Genomic DNA, 15106 nt, shown 5'->3' on the forward strand with positions numbered 1-15106 from the left:
GTGATGTGGATTTACGTCCGATTCCCGGGGGAAAACTGGAGACACTGAGGAAATCCTATCGAAAGCAATTGGGGATTCCTGTTATTTCAGATTTTCATGAAGCTTTATGCCGGATGGGTCAGGCTTTTCGTATTGAGGATATGGGTCGATCATTGGGGTATGTTATTTTTTCTCAAGATACTTTTTTAAAGGATCGGGACCCGATGATTCCTGAATTTTGTCTTGATCTTGAACAAACTAAATATGCCCGGACGATTCTGGAAAAGATTTTTGATGCGCTTAGTCCGGCAACGGTGATGAGCCGCACGGATGATACTCGTGGTTTTCCCTTATTGATGGATTTACGCCTCCCTAATGAAGTGGCAGCGTCATTGTATTGTTTGGAGCAGAAACCGGTTTGGGTGGAAGATTCCGACATCCATATAGAACAATGCCGAATGGACCAGGCGCAGGAGTTATTATCGCTTTACGCTTCTGCCAGTCCGGAGGACGGCGGAATCCCGGATGAAATGGCGCTCACCAAGAGTCTGGCACTTTGGCGGCATTACCGCCTGGTGAACCGAAATCAGACGCTGGCGGTCTGCTATTGTGTTCCTCAGATTGAACCGTATGTTACGACCGCCTGCATTGTTGATGCAGGTATGCGCCGGAAAGGCTATGGGCGCTATCTGACGACATACACTATTTTGCAGATATTGGCGGATAATAAAAAATTTTTAGCAGTAACACCATCTGAAAACGAGGCTGCCAGGGGGCTGGTGGAATCATTGGGGGCCGGTCTCAGGGCGCATTTTATTAATTTCAGGCCGTAAATAAAGCGCGGTTTAAAGTTACAAAGAAAACGGAATTCTAGGTTGCACAAATAAGCAATTTATTTTATCCTGAAAAAGTAATTAAAAGGGTTCTGCGGGCAGGGGTGGATCGCAAGATGATCGTCAGGCAAAACAGTTCCCGTATGAAAATAAGGACAAGCAGGACAGACAAAAAACGTAAGTTTATGAATTTTTATGCTTTGTTATTGTAGCGTGGTAAATTACGGGGGAAAATAGTGTGAAAAAATTTTATGTTTTACAACACATTGAATGTGAGCCGCTGGGGATATGGGAAGAAGAATTAAAACGCTGGTATGCCCGTTATGAATATGTCAAGGTTTGGGAAGGCGCAGCCATGCCGGCACCGGAAGACACGCTGGCGGCCATTATTTTGGGCGGGCCGATGAGCGTAAATGACTCGGAGAACCATCCCTATTTAACTGCGGAGATTGATTATATTAAGAAATTGATTGATCGTAAAGTTCATGTGCTGGGTGTCTGTCTGGGAGCGCAAGTTATTGCCGCAGCCCTGGGAGCGAAAATTATTAATGGTTCGCGTTCGGAAATAGGTTATTCTTCCGTTACATTGACCCATGAAGGGGTGGCGGATCCGCTGTTGTTGGGATTTCCTATGGATTTGCCTGTCTTTCAATGGCATGAGCAGGGTTTTGAATTGCCCAAGGGCGCCGAACGGTTTGCCGGGACGGAAGATTACCCCAACCAGGCATTCCGCTATGGGAATGCCTGGGGATTTCAATTTCATCTTGAAGTTACGCCGGAGTTGGTTGCAACGTTTGCACAGGCTTACGGCGAGATGCTTGCGCGTGTACCGTCGCTTACACCGCAAAAACTCAAGGATGATGCCAATGCCAAAGGTCACATGGTTTCTTTGTACGGGCGTCAGGTGATTCGCCGGTTTTGGGATTCTGTGACCGCAATGGAGTAAGTGATAGTTTCATTCCTGTTAAAAAATAGAAGGAAAAGATAATGGTAATACGAAATGAACAACCCTGGCAGTTGCTGTTATTAATGGGGAGCGGTGTGTTTATTGGTTCCTTTTGGGTTCTTTTTGGTTTTTTGTCCGTGGTGGGAACACCGGCAGCCTGGTGGCAGTATTTGATAAGCCTATTGCCGGGTACGGCCATGTTGTTTTTGGTTCTTATGGCAAGGCGGGCACCCATACCCTACGGCTCCGCCATGGTCCTTATGGGCGGTTTGTTAACCATCACATCGCTGTTTCGTGGTGAACCACTGATGAGCGGAGCTGTTATTGGTATTCCGTTAGGTTTATTGGGTATTTTTTTTGTTTTAACCCGACGTGTTATTCTTTCGGGTAATCAAAAAAATCGGTGAAGGTTGTACAGTTTCTGTTGCGGAAGCGTGTATTTATTTTTTATGGGTTCGTCATTCCGGCGTGGTTTTAGCCGGAATTCAGAAAAACATTGTAGTATAAGCAAAGATACTTCCTGGATACCGGCTGGAGTTTATCCCGGCATGTCGTAAGCCGGAACTTATCTTTTCTTAACCGATATTAATTAAAACGGACCGGGTAGAGGTCCGGCAAGGAGTGGTTCCATGGCACGGTATGTTTATTTTTGTTCAAAATGCAGCAAGCAATATGAAGTGGATAAACCCATGGCAGAGGCTGCGCGTTTAGAGACTTGCCCAACCTGTCACGTTACCGGCGAACGGGTTTTTACCGCGCCGGGTGTGTCGATTAAGGGAGCGCCGGTCCGGTTTAAGGATGGGAATGAAATAAACTCGGGCAATTGTGGCGGCGGATGTTGCGGTGATGGAAGTTGTTCTGTTTCATGATTGGTTGGTGCGTAGTGTGCCGGAAGAAAGAGGAGACGTATTGAAGGTTTGGTTCGGAAAAAAAATCAAACGGATTGTAGATCATTTTGAATTAAATATTATCGGCAAGTGGCTTTTTATCGGTATTTTGATTGGTGTTGTCGGCGGTCTGGGTGCTTGGGTATTTATGCTGCTGCTTAATTTTTCCAAAACTGTTTTTACGGATCATGCCCTGCTTAAAATCATTCCCCATGCAGCTATGCAGCCCGGCCAATATCGCTCTTTGCTCTCTTATTCCTGGTGGTGGCTGGTTCCCCTGATTCCATTTTGCGGGGGACTCATTTCAGGAATTTTGGTATATCTCTGGGCACCGGAAGCCGAAGGTCATGGGACAGATGGTGTGATTAATAGCTTTCATCGTGGTCGTGGTTTGATTCGCGGCCGGGTTCCCATTGTAAAAACCATTGCGTCGGCAGCCATTATTGGCAGCGGCGGCAGCGCGGGCCGGGAAGGTCCGATCGCACAGATCGGGGCTGGTTTTGGTTCTTTGTTGGGACGATGGATGCGGGTTTCGGTGAAGGATAGAAGGTTGATGGTGCTGGCGGGAGCGGCTGCCGGTATTTCTGCAATTTTTCAGGCGCCGCTGGGCGGTGCGATTTTCACCACAGAAGTATTGTACCGGAATCACGAATTGGAGACCGAAGCGCTGATTCCCGGGGTTATTTCTTCGTTGACTGCCTACTCGCTTTACACCCGTTTGGTAGGCCGGGAACAACTGTTTGTTATTCCTCAATTACGGTTTGAGCGTGCGGAAGAATTATTGATTTATGCCATTCTGGGAATAATATGTGCCTTGGTGGGGATGTTTTACGTGAAGATTTTTTATGGATTCAGGGATCATGTTTATTCGCCTATGAAAATCCCTAAATGGCTTAAACCTGCCATCGGCGGATTAATGCTTGGCGGATTATTTGTGTTCCTGCCACAGGTCTGGGGCGGTGGTTATGATATCATGCAGCAAGCCATGTCTCATCAATTGAGTATGGGTTTGATGTTTCTGCTGGTTTTTGGGAAGATTATCGCCACATCGTTTAGTATCAGTTCCGGCGGATCCGGGGGTGTTTTTGCGCCATCACTGTTTATTGGCGCTATGTTAGGTGGTGCGGTGGGAACGCTCTTTACAGGATGGTTTCCGGGAAATTTCATGCCTGATTCAACCGCGTTGGTGGTGGTGGGAATGGGCGGTTTTTTTGCCGGGGTGGCCAAGGTACCGCTCGCCAGTATCATTATGGTATCCGAGATGACAGCCGGTTATGGTTTGCTGGTGCCGATGATGCTGGTCTCAACCATTACCGTTCTTTTTACCCGGAATTTTTCACTCTATGAAAAACAGGTTAATGCCACCATTGATTCGCCGGCCCACCGGGGTGATTTTATCACTGATTTTTTGGATGGTTTGTCGACCCGCAGTACCAAGGCATTGTCCGTTAAACCGGTCTCGGTACGTGCCGTTACTACATTGACGGATATGCTGAAAAAGACCAGCGGAAGCGAACAGGATATTGTGCCGGTGGTTGATCAAAACGAGGTTGTTTTAGGGGTTATTTATTTCCAGGATTTAAGAGACGTATTATTTGAAGGTGAACTTGATTTGAATTTGATCATTGCAGCTGATGTTGCGAAAATGCGGTTCCCTTTTATAACACCGGATGAGAATTTACATAGTGCAATTACCAAGTTCGCCCAGTATAATTTGAGCGAACTGTTGGTCTTGGACGAAAAAACAAAAAAACTTATGGGTGTTTTGTCAAAAAATGATGTTATGATCGCGTATAACAGTAAGTTGGAAAGTTTTAAAACGCCGGGTGCGGAGATGGGGAAGCGTGGAGGGTTTTTGTAGTTTGAGAAGTCGTGTGGATAGGCTGGGATAAAAACAAACCAATTACCCAATTTGACGGGAGCCGATATTGTTAATGAATAAACTATTGCACTATCTCAGTTCTTTAAAGAGCAAGAGCATCAAACGGTCCGTTTTTATTTTTATTTATGTGTTTGTTTTTAGTCTGAGTTTGGTGTTTGTGATTCCAAGTTATCTTCAGCAAAAATGGCATATTACTCAGGAATTTGCTGAACGCGGGAAATCGCTTACGAGAAATTTTGCACTCAATTGTCAAAATATTTTGAGCGATCAGGACCGTGATGCTTTGTTCACCTTGGTAGATAGTCTTATGCGCGAGAGTGATTTAATGTGGGTTCTGATTATGGATGGGCAGGGCAATGTGCTGGCGGAAAATGGTACGGTTGACTTTGAATTCCTTAGAGAGACATTGAAGAAACTGCCGGCAAGTCATGCTGTGAATGCCGCCAAGATTCGGTTGCCGGACGGCAAGAAGGCGTACAATCATATTGTGGGCATTAAAAAAAACGCATTGGCCGCAGATACTGTGGTGAATCAGGAGCTTGCTTTTTTAGAGGGATTTGGGGAAGAAACGGACCTAAGCGGTGATTTGGATGAACAGGAAAGCAGTACTGTTGGTATTGTGCATGTCGGCATGTCTTTAAACCGCCTGGAAATGGTTGAACGGAAAATTATTTTTCAATTGTTTATTATTAGCCTGTTGGCTTTAGTCGCGGGGACGGTATTTGGTTTTTATTTTATAAATTTTCTGCTGACGCCAATTCATCAATTTATTGCCCGCATGAAGGATATTGCTTCAAAGGGCGGTGATCTTACGCAGCGGTTGACGCTTGATCGTGAAGATGAGTTCGGTGAAATGGCGGTTTATTTTAATGAGTTTATTGATAATATTTCCCGGATTGTGAAAGAAACTTCGAAATTGGTTGGTAAAATGAATGTTTCTTTGGAGGAGATATCATCCACTGCTGAAGAGCTGAGCGCCAATGCGGATAGCGTCAATTCGACTGTTCAGGGTGTTACCAGTGATTTGGAACTTCAGGAAACCGAATCGACTACCACCCATAATACCATTGAACAAATTCTTACATTGCTTTTACAAACAACTCAAAAATCTCAGGATGCCTACCAGGTTTCAGCTGAAACTGAAAGAGTTTCCCGGGAGAGCGGTCAGACGGTGACCGAAACAGTTGCGATGATTAATGGTATTTCCGATAAAATGAATTTGATAGAAGAACGGATGGGTCGGTTGAATGAGTCCTTGAGCGGCATCGGAGAATTTGTAGAATCGATTAGAAAAATTGCATCGCAGACCAATTTACTTTCATTGAATGCCGCTATCGAAGCGGCTCGAGCAGGAGAAGCTGGTCGGGGGTTTTCCGTGGTAGCGGAAGAGGTTCGGAAGTTGGCAGAGGATTCCGGGGGTGCTTCCGAGCGGATTCAGGATTTGATAGGAAAAATTCAGGCGGAAGTTAAAGGTACCAGTGAGGCAACCCGTCAGGGTGCCGAGGTTGTCGGGCAGGGTTCCGAGATGATTAATGAAGCAAGAAATGCTCTGGGCACTATTATGCAAAGTGCCGAGCATTCAGCGGGTGTGGCCGAAGATATTTCTTCGAGTTTGGTCATGCAATCTGATTCTCTTAAAGAGATGATCACGCAGGTTGAGAATGTTAAGCAGCTGGTGAAAGGCAATTTTGTAGCAGCCCAGTCTGTAGCGGCTTCGGTCGAGGAACAGACAGTGTCTTTTGAACAGATTACAACCGCAATTCAAAAACTAAGTGAAGACGCTCAAAATATTCGTAAACTGGTTGTAGAATTTAAGATTGATTGAACGATGGATAGTCGGAAGGAAAACGCTTTTACCTAATAATGTCGGTGGCTCCGCCCCGGTCGGTTTGGGGATCGTATGGAATTTTTTTCGGTTGCATGTCCGGGGAAGTTTCACAATTCTTGATTTTTCTTGATTTTAACCGTAACTGTGATTATTATGTTTAATATGCTGGTCGCGAATTCCCCGGTGGGGCTGAAGCGGGACAGTTATAATGGTTTTCTACAGATTATATCCAAATTTTTCGACTGGACAGATAATGGGAGAACGGGACTTCCTTGATCGTTTGTTTTTTTGTCCGGCGGACCGTGTCCAGCTTGCCCCGCGTATGTGGGGGCGAAGGCCGGGTGCCGGATTAGAATGGGGAAGTTGAATAAGAAATCAACGCAAAATACCTGACGAGGAGTGATGAGATGCATAAAGTGAAAGAATTATGGAATCGGGTTATTTTTCGTGAAGTTGTGGAGTCGGAAAGCGTTTATGAAAATCGGCTTTCGATGACCGAAGTCGGTGACGGCTATCTCAATCTCTCGAATATGGATATCCCGCCCCGCTGTCATATTGATGATGAGTTGCTCCATGTGGTGATGATTGATGTCAATGGGAAATTTGAAGAACCAGTTACTTTTAGATGCCGCCAGCGTAAAGCCAAAGGGAAAAAGGGAAAAGTCTTTAAGCGTCAGCGTTTTTGGCCGGTTGGTTTTGGTTTGAAAGAATGGTTTAAAAAACAAGGAGTGGAAAATGGCGACTTGATACTCATGGCTGTTTCCACCAGTGCCAATTATTTGATTTTTCGCGCCATTCGTCCTAAAACACTGCTTATTCTTCATGATCGTCGGGCAAATGAAAGGCGTGATTTAGAACGGCGCTTTGATGATCGGAGAAATACCCTGGTGCATGTCAGTATGGAGCGGCGTATTCGTGACCGGAGAAATTTAGAAAGAAGAAATGAAGAACGCAGGATTGCCAAGTTGAATAAGTAGGCGGTCGCGGCTGCGCGGGTTTTCAAGTGTCGCTCAATTCTGATTAATTAACCTGCCAAAGATTTTGTCTGATAGGCACACACGGTGATGGGGCGCTGCCTATGGAATCGTAATAATTTTTGCATCTTCTAAAGTGATTGCCGGGCGGGTAAGGAGCGGATATGTTTGTTGGCGGGATGATTCTTGTTGGTTTACTGGCCGGGATTGCCAGCGGCGCACTGGGGATTGGCGGTGCGATTCTTATTATTCCCATCCTGGTGTATATTGGCGGTATGGATCAGAAAATGGCGCAAGGAACAACGCTGCTGCTAATGCTCCCGCCAATCGGTTTTTTTGCCGCCTGGGAATATTGGCGACATGGGCAGGCTGACTGGGTGGCGGCTGCGTGGATTTGTTTGGGATTTCTAATCGGGGGGTTCATCGGTGCAAAGTTGATTGCAAATGTACCGCCGGTGGTATTGCGCAGAGCTTTTGGCCTGCTTTTGATTCTGGTGGGAGCAAAAATGTTTTTTCGTCCATGAGCAAGACGACTGGTTTATTAAAATAACAAACACGCGGCATGTAGTTGTGGTAAAATATCAATCATGGAATTGTATCGCAAGGAGGATGACAACATGGACAAATCACGGGAACAAAGAAAGGAAATATTAATTGTTCCGGTCGGGAAAGTTTTGGTGGATATTCTTAGTGAAATTGCAGTTGCACTGCGAAAAACCTATAAATATCATGTTCATATCGGGCGTTCCGAAGAACCCGGGATGGAGATGTACAGTGATGAACGCCGGCAATTTAATGCGGAAAGCCTGACGGCACTGGTGAAGGCAAGAAAACGGGAAAGTTTGGTCTCGGTTTTAGGTGTTGTGGATGCGGATATGTTTAGCGGAGAAAAAAACTTTATCTTTGGTTTGCACAAACCCGAGAACAGGGTCGCGCTGGTTGCGCTATCGCGATTGCGCGAGGAGTATTATAAAAAATCGGCTAACTTGGAGTTGTTTTTGCGCCGGGCGGTGACCGAATCCATTTTCCAGGTTGGAATGACATTGGGATTACAACCCTGCATTATGAAAAAATGTATTTTATTACCCACCACGTCACTTTGGCGCTTGGATGGGAAAGAACAGACATTTTGTGATGCTTGTAAAATAAAAATGGAACGCGTTTTACAGCCCGGGAAATCCGGGAATGATAAAAAAATGGTGGCCGATGACGTGGATGAACAACCCAGCGGGGGTCCGGAGGAACAACAGCTTGTCAATGAGGTGAGCCCTGAGATCCATCCGGGAAAAACGGTCGAGGATGAGACTGAAGTTGCAGCTGAAATGTTAGAGCCGGAAGGGCCGGTGGCAGCTGAAGAGGCGGCCATGCATACTGAAGCTTCCGGGCCTGAGGAACCACTGGACGCGGATTCCAAAATAAAGGATGCTTAGTATGCTCGCCGTGAATTCCCCGGTTTTGACTACGTGACATGAGCGGGAAAGCATTATTGGAAAGCATGTTAAGCTGGGGGTAGTTTGTTTGAGAAACGAACTGCGGAAGAGTAATCATGATTTTTTACAGATCATATCCAAATCCCTGCTCTTTAGAACGGGGAAATTGAATTTGCACGGCTTGCATTTATTTTATTTATGACGTCACCCATTCGGAATCTCCAAATGATCTCGTCACCCGGTGTGGGCGGTCGGGAAATTGATGTTCCGGTGCTTGCGCGCAAACTTATTGCCCAGGGGCATCCAACGTGGGTGATGTGCCGGCCGGGGACCTTGGTGGAACGTCTTTCGCTTACATGGCAATTGCCGGTCATCTTAACCAACATGAAATGGTATTTTGATCCTGCGGATATTATATCCTTGGTTCGCTTTCTGAAAAAAGAGCGCATACAAATTATTCATGCACATTGGTCGAAGGATCTCTCCAATTTAATTTTGGCGTCTAAATTAGCGGGTAACATTCCTGTTATTCTCACCAAACACGTCTATGCAACGGAAGATAAGCATGATGTCTTTCACCGTTGGGTCTATCGAAATACGCCTTTTGTGATTGCTATTTCCGATTTGGTGGCAAAAAATATTGAAAAAACAGTTCGAGTGCCGGCGCGACGAATTGAAACCATTTATAATGGGATCGAACTGGAAAAACAATGGAATCCTGAACAAGTGCATCAGGAAGATTTGCGGAGTACGTTTGGTGTACCTGCCGGGAAACCTATTTTAGGATACGTAGGCCGCTTAAATCGGGGGAAAGGACCGCATCATATTTTGGAGGCATTTTCAAAAATTGCGTTTCGCCATCCTGATTGGCATTTTGTACTCGTGGGTAAAGCGGTCGGCGAAAATGAAGAAAAATATGCCGCTGAATTAAAAAGTAAGCTGGAACATCTTGGGCTTGCTGCGCGTGTCCATTTTACCGGGTATCGTACGGATATGCCGGCAGTGATGCATACGTTTGATATTTTGGCCAATGCATCTGAATTTGAGTCGCTTGGCATGGTGGTGGTGGAGGCGATGGCCATGGAACGTCCTGTGATCGGCCCGGATACCGGCGGTGTTCCGGAAATTATCGAATCAGGGAAATGTGGTTACCTTTATCCGTACAACAATAATACCGTGATGGCGGAAAAACTGGAAAAATTAATGACAACAGATTCCGAGCGGCTTGCCATGGGCAAGGCGGGACGGGAAATTGTTTTAGAAAAATTCAATCTTGATTTGATGGCAAAATCAGTTGCGGATGTTTTTCGACGTGTTTTGTCCGCCGGCTAGAACGACCCGTGCGGGATGGAAAGGAGCTGTTGCCATGCCTCGTTTTTCTCGAAAATTCACACAAATTTTATATTTGACTTTCTGTCTGGGTTTGATTGCGGGAAGCGACAGCGCTGCCGGTAAGGGCAGTGTGAGCTGCAGTAACAGTTTTTTGGCATCACTGGTAGGTGCGTTGCTGGGAGATGAGGTCGATTGTCTATTGATCCTGGGACCGGAAAATAATCCCCGCGAACCGGTTTCGTTGGACGATGAGCAGGTGGCGGCGTTGGAACGCTCGACGTTGTTTTATTACCATCCTTTTCAGACCTGGATGGCCCGAGCGATGGATCATTTTGAAAAACAGCATGCAAAAAAAAATCCGATGCGCGGGAAAATGAATTTGATTGTTCCGGAAGATTTTTTAAGTGCTGCACGCGAGATGCAGAAGAGTCTTGCGCAGTATTATCCGGAGTATACAACCTATATGCAGGAACAGTATGACCAACTGCTTGAAATGGTCAAAGCGACGGAAAATCTGTTGCTGGCCAAATCAAGAAAAAGTAAGCTCATGGGATTGACCTGTATTTCCGGGAAACGCCAGGCGCATTACTTGAAATGGCTGGGTCTGAAAGTTGTTGCGACGTTTGATGAGACCAAGGCACTAAATGCCTTGCATTTAAAAAAAATGAAGAATACGGCTGTGGCGATGGATGTCTGGTTGGTGGTCGGCGATCATCAAAATAGCGGTGTGGAAATGATCGGAAAAATTGCTGAAGCCATTGCCGGCGAAACCGTTGTTTTGGACGGGTTTCCTGTGATCGGCATGGATGGGGAACATTACAGCTGGGAAGATCTGATTAAAAACAACACCCAGGCATTACTGCAAGCGGTGGAATGGCATTGATTTTTACCGGAAACGGAGTATGAAGGGTGGCTGGGTGTCCCCGGCGGGAAACGTGATGCGCTTACCCGCTGAAGCGGGGATTTCCGTAAGCGTGATTTTACCAGGGATAAATTGTAAAGAGTAATCATCATGGTTTAATCGTACGCCGGGTGCGCCGGACATACCGACGCAAAAAATATTTACCGGCTTGCCGGCGGGAATCCAGAGGATCGGGGGATAAAAGGCGCCTTGATGCCAAACGACAGATGTGCGGTAGGGTGTTGGGGTTCCCGGCCATTGGGTTGCATGGAGGAAACATTTCATGAGGGTTGGGATTTTAGCATGCCCGGGAGCAGGCTGAGTATCCGGCGTGTGGATTGGCGCTGCATCAATAAAAAAAATGTGTGTGCCGGTGGTCATTTTTCCGAAAGGAATTGTTTTTTTTCTCCCGGGGAGAATCATAATTTTGCTTGAAGTGTCCGGCCTGCGGACATGGATTGTATACGACGCCACATTGCAAACCGTAATGGTCAAGGTGCTGTTGCCGGGGAAATAAATTTTGCCTGGGTAAAGGCCGTTGTCGTCAAATAGGAAGCTTGCGGTCCGGTGGGCCGGCCGGTCCGACGGGAGCTTGGTTGTTTGGGAAATAGATCCGTGCTCCCAATAAGCCTGGAGCGGAAGGGCATGCAGACAAGAAAACAGCACACCGAAGAAAAATAATTTGAATTGAAAAGTACGAAGAGGTTTCATTAAAGAGTATTGTAAACAAAAGACCGATATTTGTCATTCTGTTTTGAATTGTGGGGTAAAGCGTTTGACAGACTCGAAGGGATTTTGATAGCATCAATCCATGTTAAGGAGCGTGCCGGGTTTATTATGAAACTGCAAAGAGTCGTAACTGTTTTAGCACTGTTTGTATTGTTTTTGTTTGGAACGCTGCATGGAATACGTTTTTATTCATCGAAGGCTGTTTTTCCGGTGCGGGGAGAATATATCAATCTGGACGGGAAAAAGCTGTATACAATTGCCAGAGGCAAAGGTAAGACGGTTTTATTTTTACATGGTTTCCCCTATCATTCAGAATCGTTCTCTGCGATTGCCAGTCGGCCATTTGAAGGATATCGTTTTATCACAATGGATTTTCCCGGGGCAGGTCTCTCCGGTAAAAAGTTAAGTGAAGCACCCACCCCGGAATCGCTGGCAGTTCTCATCAAGCTTTTTTTGGATCGAATTGGTGTTCAAAAAGTTGATTTGGTAGGACATGATTTTGGCGGGGGTGTTGCGATTGTAACCGCCGCACTTTTTCCGCAGATGGTGGAGAAGGTTGTTCTGATAGCACCGGATTCATCAGTTGGAACTTCTGCCCGGGTGATGAGTAAAATTTGGCATTTTCCGATTTTGGGTGAGCTCTGGTCAACCGTGAGGTTGGACCGGCAGTTTATTCGTGATTTGCTTAAACGATCATGGCACGCAGGAGATGCGGGTTGGCACCAAATTGTGGAGCGGTACGCGCGTATTTTGGGAACCCAAAACGGAAGACAAGGTTTTCTTGCATTGCACCGGAGTCGGATGGATTTTGATTATCTTCCATACGAGGAACGGTATGCGACAGAAACGCTTATTCTATGGGGAAGTCATGACCGCGTGCTTCCGGCAACAGCGGGTCAACGTCTTTTGCGAAGCCTGGGCCGGTCCGAGATGAAGGTTCTTGAAGGGCAAGGGCATTTACCCCAGGAAGAAAATCCTGATGCGGTTTATGAAATGATTAAACTGTTTTTTACGCAAAAATCGAAAAAAATTGATGATGCCTACTGATGGAAAAGAGAAAAATCATGCGTGATGTTCAAAGTGAAAAAGATACCCGCAATCTTGAAATTGATAAGGTCGGTATACGTAATATAAAATATCCGATTTCTGTTTTGGATAAAGCGCACAAAGTTCAACATACGGTTGCCGATATCAATGTATATGTTCATTTGCCGGAACAGTTTCGTGGAACCCATATGAGCCGGTTCGTCGAGATACTCAATGATTATCAACGGGAAATTAATATTGAGAAAATTGATGAAATTCTTAAGAAAATTCGCGAAACCCTGCATTCGGAAGCCGCTTATCTGGAACTGTCTTTCCCCTATTTTATTGAAAAACAGGCACCCGTTTCCAAGGCCGTCAGTCTGATGGAATACACCTGCACCATGGTAGCCAGTCAACACCGGAACGGAGACAATGAATTGGCTTTAACCGTACGTGTTCCGGTGACAACCCTATGTCCCTGCTCCAAGGAGATTAGTAATCGCGGGGCACATAATCAGCGGTCTTTGGTGACGGTTTCCATACGGATGACAACGTTGGTCTGGATTGAAGATTTGATTACATTGGTCGAGGAATGTGCGGTCTGTGATCTTTTTGCATTGCTCAAGCGGGAAGATGAAAAATATGTCACCGAACGCGCCTACGACAATCCTGCCTTTGTCGAGGATATTGTCAGAGAAATTGCCGGGCGTCTCCATGCGGATACACGGATTACCTGGTTTACGGTGGAGAGCGAGAATATGGAAAGTATTCACAATCACAATGCTTATGCGTTTATTGAAGGCAAGCGTACGTCTGCATAGGGAGGGTATGAGTTTACCATTGCAGCATGTAAATGCTTGCGCTATAATTTTAAGTAACAAATTGCAGTATTGAGGAGGGGAATTCATGAGTTGGAGCGGTGGCGATAAAACCAAGGAAATGAAATTTCTGGTGGATTTACAAAGTCACACCTATATCAGTGAAAAAAGTCATCAGGAAATTATTGACCATGCAGGATTGAATCCGGCAGGCTACGATAATTATCTTAAAGGCTGGGTTAAAAACGATGGCACGATTAAAATCTGGGTTGAGACGATTGAAGATTTGGTGTTTCGGTACTGGGATCAAATCAAGTTGGGTTTTAAGCTGTTGGTTAAAGAAAATTTGACACAGAAGAAAGCCAAGACTTATGCGATTGTAAACCGGGTGGAACGTTTTGCCGGAAAAGTTGAAGATTTTGTTGTCAGCAGAAATAAGAATACCTATTTTGAGGATCAATTGGGTTATGCAGTTCAGTTTTTCGGTCAACCCAAGGTTTCCAAGGGTAGTTCGGTTATGTTGCTGGTAAATTATAAGGTGGATAAAAATCGTTATGTTTTTGCCGGGACCAAAGGAAAAGTACTTGTCGGTGCAGGTGCACAAGCGAAAAAACTTCGGGTTAAATGGAGCGGCAGCCATAGTGGCTTGATGAAGACGCGGAGCGGTATTGAATTATTGACTGATCGCCGGATTCTCTCACCGGTATAGTTCGGGAGGTTGCATGCAGATTTTACTTCTGTCGGATTTGCGTGGTGAACTGGAAAATCTGCAAGCACTGGTAAAACAATGTGCGGTTCTTAAGCCGGATGTACTTTGTTTTTGCGGCAATATTGTCCATGGGCGGGCGCGGGTTGATGAATGGGCGAGTGCGAAGCATACCGGCCGGGTTCCCAACCGGAATAAGACTGATATTTTGGAAGAAGCGCTGGAAGATCTCAGGATTTATCGAAAATTTTGTGCCCTGGTTGATTCGTTGGGAATTCCCAGCCTGATTATTCCCGGTAGTTTGGACGCGCCCGAGGAACGTTATTTTATGTTTATGCAGCAGGCCGTTTTCTTATCGGACAATCTTCTTTTACTCCACGAAAATACGGTTAAATTGGATGAGTATGTCGTGGCCGGGTTTGGCGGGGAATTGACGGAGCATGAAAAAGAGGACTATTTTGTTCTACAGTATCCTCGTCAGGAAACTTTATTTGGAACTCGGCGGATGCGCTATATTAATCCGTCGCGCATTCTGATTTTTCATTCAGCACCGATTATTCATGTTGAAGAAGAAGCCGGGATGCAAAAAGGAAGCCGATTGGTCAATGAGATTGTGACGACAGTAGCGCCTTCGTTTCTTTTTTGCGGTTCGTCCTTTGCAGTTCCTCAGGTTAATGAATTGGGCAGTACGGTGGTTGTGAATCCCGGTTCATTGGCTGACGGTCATTTTGCGATTGTCCAAACCAAATCACGGGAAGCTGTATTTCATACACTGGGATAAAAATCTACAGGCTGAAAAGTGTCCTGCGGATCAATAGTTATTCCAGTCGGGGCT

Annotated in this window: 15 protein-coding genes; all 15 read left to right on the top strand. The window is 45.7% G+C overall.

All coding sequences use genetic code 11. The features are described 5' to 3' along the window. Window positions 1-5 precede the first annotated feature (5 nt). Window positions 6-812: a GNAT family N-acetyltransferase gene (locus tag K8S19_00670; protein ID MCD4812197.1), complete on the top strand. Its 807-nt coding sequence runs from the start codon at window positions 6-8 to the stop codon at window positions 810-812. A gap of 238 nt (window positions 813-1050) precedes the next feature. Further along, on the top strand, window positions 1051-1758 hold the full coding sequence (locus K8S19_00675; protein ID MCD4812198.1) for a type 1 glutamine amidotransferase: 708 nt from the start codon (window positions 1051-1053) through the stop codon (window positions 1756-1758). Between the two features lie 41 nt (window positions 1759-1799). Continuing rightward, a complete protein-coding gene (locus tag K8S19_00680) occupies window positions 1800-2165 on the top strand; it encodes a hypothetical protein (GenBank protein MCD4812199.1) in 366 nt (121 codons plus the stop codon). 222 nt (window positions 2166-2387) lie between these two features. Continuing rightward, a complete protein-coding gene (locus K8S19_00685; GenBank protein MCD4812200.1) occupies window positions 2388-2627 on the top strand; it encodes a zinc ribbon domain-containing protein in 240 nt (79 codons plus the stop codon). After that, on the top strand, window positions 2602-4506 hold the full coding sequence (locus K8S19_00690; GenBank protein ID MCD4812201.1) for a chloride channel protein: 1905 nt from the start codon (window positions 2602-2604) through the stop codon (window positions 4504-4506). The genes K8S19_00685 and K8S19_00690 overlap by 26 nt, the downstream gene beginning before the upstream one ends. 73 nt (window positions 4507-4579) lie before the next feature. Continuing rightward, entirely contained in the window at window positions 4580-6352 is a 1773-nt protein-coding gene (locus K8S19_00695; protein ID MCD4812202.1) for a methyl-accepting chemotaxis protein, read from the top strand. Window positions 6353-6762: 410 nt separating this feature from the next. Next, window positions 6763-7332 (top strand): hypothetical protein, encoded by a 570-nt coding sequence (locus K8S19_00700; GenBank protein ID MCD4812203.1) that lies wholly within the window; start codon window positions 6763-6765, stop codon window positions 7330-7332. 161 nt (window positions 7333-7493) lie between these two features. Beyond that, window positions 7494-7853 carry a sulfite exporter TauE/SafE family protein gene (locus K8S19_00705; protein MCD4812204.1) on the top strand — a complete coding sequence of 120 codons (360 nt, stop codon included), beginning with the start codon at window positions 7494-7496 and terminating at the stop codon, window positions 7851-7853. A gap of 93 nt (window positions 7854-7946) precedes the next feature. Continuing rightward, complete coding sequence (locus tag K8S19_00710; protein ID MCD4812205.1) at window positions 7947-8759, top strand: archaemetzincin; 813 nt, start codon at window positions 7947-7949, stop codon at window positions 8757-8759. A gap of 225 nt (window positions 8760-8984) precedes the next feature. Beyond that, the gene (locus tag K8S19_00715) at window positions 8985-10091 is read left to right on the top strand and encodes a glycosyltransferase family 4 protein (GenBank protein ID MCD4812206.1); all 1107 of its coding nucleotides are present in this window, start codon (window positions 8985-8987) and stop codon (window positions 10089-10091) included. Between the two features lie 34 nt (window positions 10092-10125). Beyond that, window positions 10126-10974 carry a zinc ABC transporter substrate-binding protein gene (locus tag K8S19_00720; protein MCD4812207.1) on the top strand — a complete coding sequence of 283 codons (849 nt, stop codon included), beginning with the start codon at window positions 10126-10128 and terminating at the stop codon, window positions 10972-10974. 855 nt (window positions 10975-11829) lie between these two features. Next, window positions 11830-12768 carry an alpha/beta hydrolase gene (locus K8S19_00725; protein MCD4812208.1) on the top strand — a complete coding sequence of 313 codons (939 nt, stop codon included), beginning with the start codon at window positions 11830-11832 and terminating at the stop codon, window positions 12766-12768. Window positions 12769-12785: 17 nt separating this feature from the next. Further along, a complete protein-coding gene (gene folE2 / locus K8S19_00730) occupies window positions 12786-13568 on the top strand; it encodes a GTP cyclohydrolase FolE2 (GenBank protein MCD4812209.1) in 783 nt (260 codons plus the stop codon). A gap of 85 nt (window positions 13569-13653) precedes the next feature. Next, window positions 13654-14274, top strand: a complete 621-nt coding sequence (locus K8S19_00735) for a hypothetical protein (protein ID MCD4812210.1) — start codon at window positions 13654-13656, stop codon at window positions 14272-14274. A gap of 13 nt (window positions 14275-14287) precedes the next feature. After that, on the top strand, window positions 14288-15052 hold the full coding sequence (locus tag K8S19_00740) for a hypothetical protein (protein MCD4812211.1): 765 nt from the start codon (window positions 14288-14290) through the stop codon (window positions 15050-15052). Window positions 15053-15106 lie beyond the last annotated feature (54 nt).

The organism is bacterium (assembly GCA_021108215.1).
Taxonomy (GTDB): domain Bacteria; phylum Oederibacteriota; class JAAXVQ01; order JAAXVQ01; family JAUVAV01; genus JAIORK01.

Bases quoted from the DNA above. Each gene is read 5' to 3' on its own strand.
- K8S19_00705 (MCD4812204.1), top strand. From the start codon at position 7,494: ATGTTTGTTGGCGGGATGATTCTTGTTGGTTTACTGGCCGGGATTGCC.
- K8S19_00710 (MCD4812205.1), top strand. From the start codon at position 7,947: ATGGACAAATCACGGGAACAAAGAAAGGAAATATTAATTGTTCCGGTC.
- K8S19_00700 (MCD4812203.1), top strand. From the start codon at position 6,763: ATGCATAAAGTGAAAGAATTATGGAATCGGGTTATTTTTCGTGAAGTT.
- K8S19_00720 (MCD4812207.1), top strand. From the start codon at position 10,126: ATGCCTCGTTTTTCTCGAAAATTCACACAAATTTTATATTTGACTTTC.
- K8S19_00715 (MCD4812206.1), top strand. From the start codon at position 8,985: ATGATCTCGTCACCCGGTGTGGGCGGTCGGGAAATTGATGTTCCGGTG.
- K8S19_00725 (MCD4812208.1), top strand. From the start codon at position 11,830: ATGAAACTGCAAAGAGTCGTAACTGTTTTAGCACTGTTTGTATTGTTT.
- K8S19_00735 (MCD4812210.1), top strand. From the start codon at position 13,654: ATGAGTTGGAGCGGTGGCGATAAAACCAAGGAAATGAAATTTCTGGTG.
- K8S19_00680 (MCD4812199.1), top strand. From the start codon at position 1,800: ATGGTAATACGAAATGAACAACCCTGGCAGTTGCTGTTATTAATGGGG.
- folE2 (MCD4812209.1), top strand. From the start codon at position 12,786: ATGCGTGATGTTCAAAGTGAAAAAGATACCCGCAATCTTGAAATTGAT.
- K8S19_00695 (MCD4812202.1), top strand. From the start codon at position 4,580: ATGAATAAACTATTGCACTATCTCAGTTCTTTAAAGAGCAAGAGCATC.
- K8S19_00685 (MCD4812200.1), top strand. From the start codon at position 2,388: ATGGCACGGTATGTTTATTTTTGTTCAAAATGCAGCAAGCAATATGAA.
- K8S19_00740 (MCD4812211.1), top strand. From the start codon at position 14,288: ATGCAGATTTTACTTCTGTCGGATTTGCGTGGTGAACTGGAAAATCTG.